Source organism: Lutibacter sp., assembly GCF_040883305.1.
Taxonomy (GTDB): domain Bacteria; phylum Bacteroidota; class Bacteroidia; order Flavobacteriales; family Flavobacteriaceae; genus Lutibacter.
In genome coordinates this window covers 1-3,059 of record NZ_JBFLKT010000291.1, presented here as the reverse complement: position 1 = coordinate 3,059, position 3,059 = coordinate 1, and the positions used below count along the sequence as shown (strand labels likewise).

The window sequence follows — 3,059 nt, the reverse complement described above, 5'->3', positions numbered from 1 at the left end:
TATTTAAATTTACACCAGATACCGGAAATAATACTTCAAGATTACAATATGAAATAAAATTTACCAACGCAAACAATAGTGCAATTAACGGGTTTCATAGAATTACAATAGATGCAGACGGACTTGTAAGCACCAGCATTGCATCAAACCATTCACCTTGTTATACTATTGAAGCAAATTCAGATTGTACGCTCAGTTTCGATGCAGAAGATTCTTTTGATTTAGGAAGGGTAAATTCTATTAATTTAGTGTCTGTGGAATATGTTTTAGAAAAGGATTAATTTTAAACGTTGTAAAATAATGGTTTAAAAACGAGCCTTTTGTCTAAAATAATTTATTTAAAAGGTATCTGATATTATTTTTAATCATAAAAATTTTTTGCTTTATATGTCACAGATTCTTAAAAATAAAAATCTTGAAATTCATGTTGATTTACCAACCGAAAATTATAATTTTTCGAGATTTGATTGGACAGGAAAAATTACAGAAGTTAAATTTCAAAACATTTCTTTATCAAGTGTTGAAAGAACTGATTGCAAAAATGAGAATTTTTTTGGAAAAGGATTTTATAATGAATTTGGAATTGATACGGCTTTAGGTTTTAACGATACTGAAGTAGGAGGTTGGTTTCACAAAATTGGTGTGGGATTATTAAAAAAAGATGATAATACATACGAGTGTACCAAAAAATACGAGATTATACCAGCCGAATTTAAAGTTACAACTGAATTAAATAAAGTATTAATTATTTGCCAGTCAAAATCTGTCAATGGTTATTCATATGTATTAAAAAAGGAGATTGAATTACATAAAAATAATTTTACAATAAAATATTATTTGCATAACACAGGCAAAAAAGATATTATTACCGATGAATATGCACACAATTTTACGGCAATTAATAAAGATTTAATAGGCCCGAATTATTTGCTAAAGTTTCCATTTAAATTAAAACCGGCACTTTTTAAGAAAACTGTGAATCCTGAACAAAAAATTGATATTGGACATAATGAAATTAGTTTTAATGGTTCGCCTAACGAGCAATTCTTTTTTAGCAACATTTCAGGTGGTGAAAGTAGCAATGCGACTTGGGAATTAATAAATATTAAAACCGGAATTGGAATTAGCGAAACAGGAAGTTTTCAGACAAATAAAGTTAATCTTTGGGGATGGAAACATGTGATTAGCCCTGAGTTATTTTTTAATATATTTATTAAACCGAAGCAATCCGCAGCATGGACAAGAACTTATACTATTTTTAAAGTAAATTGATTTTAAATGTAATAGTTGCAAAATAAATTACAACAAAAAAATAAAATATTTAATATGGAATTTTTCCGAATTATTAAAGTAAAGACAACAGAAAAGAGTATCCAAGATAAACTTACTATTGCAAATTTAGAATCTATTAGTAATGAGCTTTTTGTTATTGGAGACCAAAACACAACTGAAGCTGAGATTGGGAGTATATGGGGCGAGTTCACCTTAACAAGAAGCCTCATAAGAGGAGGAATGCGTTTTGCGTTGGAAGAGTGCCCAAATGCATTAGCTTGGACCATTACTACTGGAATTAAACCTGATCCAGATGCTATAGTTATTCATTTAACTATAAATAGAAAAGCACAAACAGCAGATTTTATTAAAGAAATTGAAGCGTTTTTAGATGATCAATTTAGTTGTTTAGAACAATATTTTAAAGAGAATATTTAAAGTTAAAACAAATCGAGCCAGATTTATAAAATCAGTAATATGAAATTGCTGATTTGTAATAAAAAATAGCAGAAAATGGAACCGAGAATAAAAATATTAAAAGCTAAGAAGCTGATTGGTTATAGATTAAAAATGAGTTTGACTAACAATAAAACCGGTCAACTATGGGGCAGTTTTGCGCCAAAAATTAAAGACATAAAAAATAAACTTAGCAATGAAAAGATTTCAATGCAAGTTTATGATACTTTATATCACACAAATTTTAATCCCAATAACGAATTCGAAAAATGGGCAACGGTTGAAGTAGCAGACTTCAAAAATGTTCCAAATAACATGGAAACTTTTACTTTAAGTGGTGGTGCATATGCAGTTTTCGATTATAAAGGTTTAAGTAATGACTGCAGTATTTTTTTTCAGTACATTTTTATGACTTGGTTACCAAATTCAGAATATCAATTGGACAATAGACCTCATTTTGAAGTTTTAGGAGAAAAGTATAAAAATAATGATCCAAATTCTGAAGAAGAAATTTGGATTCCAATAAAAAAGAAGTAAAGCTGAAAATTAACTAATCAACGATTCAATTTGAGCAATTATTTTAGAAGTTTCAGTTTTAAAATCGAACCAATGAATGGAAGTATCTTTTTTATTCCAGGTAACTTGTCTTTTTGCAAATCTTCGGGTGTTCTTTTTAATTTCTCCTATAGCTTCATCTAAAGTAAATTTACCATCTAAATAATCAAATAATTCTTTGTAACCGACAGTTTGTAAGGCGTTTAGACTTTTATGTGGATGTAATTTTTTAGCTTCATCTAATAAACCTTGTTGCATCATGATATCAACACGTTGGTTTATGCGATTGTACATAATGTTTCTATCTGCAAATAGTCCAATTTTTATAGGTGTAAAATTACGAGTGGCTTTTGGTTTGTTTTTAAATTCAGAATATTTTTTACCTGTTCCAATACAAATTTCTAAGGCTCTAATTAATCGATGCGGATTTTCAATTTCAAGTGAAGCAAAAGATTCAGGATCTAATTCTTTAAGTTGATTTTGAAGTTCTAAGACACCATTACTTTCAAGTTCACTATTTAATTTAGTTCTAATTTCTGGTGCAACTTCAGGGAAATAATCTAAACCATTAATAACAGCATTGGTGTATAAACCACTACCACCAACCATAATAACAACATTATTTTTTAAAAAAAGAGTATCTAATTTTTGTAAAGCATCTTTTTCGAACTGTCCAACGCTATACGCATCAAAAATGGATCTATCTTGAATAAAATGGTGTGTTACTGTGTTTAATTCTTCAGCAGCAGGAACCGCTGTTCCAATATTCATTTCTT

Annotated in this window: 4 protein-coding genes and 1 pseudogene; 4 read left to right on the top strand and 1 reads right to left on the bottom strand. The window is 28.8% G+C overall.

Features of this window, described 5'->3' with window-relative positions; genetic code table 11:
• The 4 genes and pseudogenes from AB1Z17_RS09310 to AB1Z17_RS09295 all read left to right on the top strand — a co-directional run.
• Positions 1–281, top strand: a pseudogene (locus tag AB1Z17_RS09310) (hypothetical protein); the annotation flags it as partial.
• 106 nt (positions 282–387) lie between these two features.
• Complete coding sequence (locus AB1Z17_RS09305) at positions 388–1,272, top strand: hypothetical protein (protein ID WP_368051531.1); 885 nt, start codon at positions 388–390, stop codon at positions 1,270–1,272.
• A gap of 54 nt (positions 1,273–1,326) precedes the next feature.
• Positions 1,327–1,710: a hypothetical protein gene (locus AB1Z17_RS09300; protein WP_368051530.1), complete on the top strand. Its 384-nt coding sequence runs from the start codon at positions 1,327–1,329 to the stop codon at positions 1,708–1,710.
• A 75-nt stretch (positions 1,711–1,785) separates the two neighbouring features.
• The gene (locus AB1Z17_RS09295; RefSeq protein ID WP_368051529.1) at positions 1,786–2,265 is read left to right on the top strand and encodes a GyrI-like domain-containing protein; all 480 of its coding nucleotides are present in this window, start codon (positions 1,786–1,788) and stop codon (positions 2,263–2,265) included.
• Positions 2,266–2,274: 9 nt separating this feature from the next.
• Here the strand turns inward: AB1Z17_RS09295 and miaA are convergent.
• Positions 2,275–3,059: tRNA (adenosine(37)-N6)-dimethylallyltransferase MiaA (gene miaA, locus AB1Z17_RS09290; RefSeq protein ID WP_368051528.1), on the bottom strand; the 785-nt coding region annotated here is incomplete at its 5' end.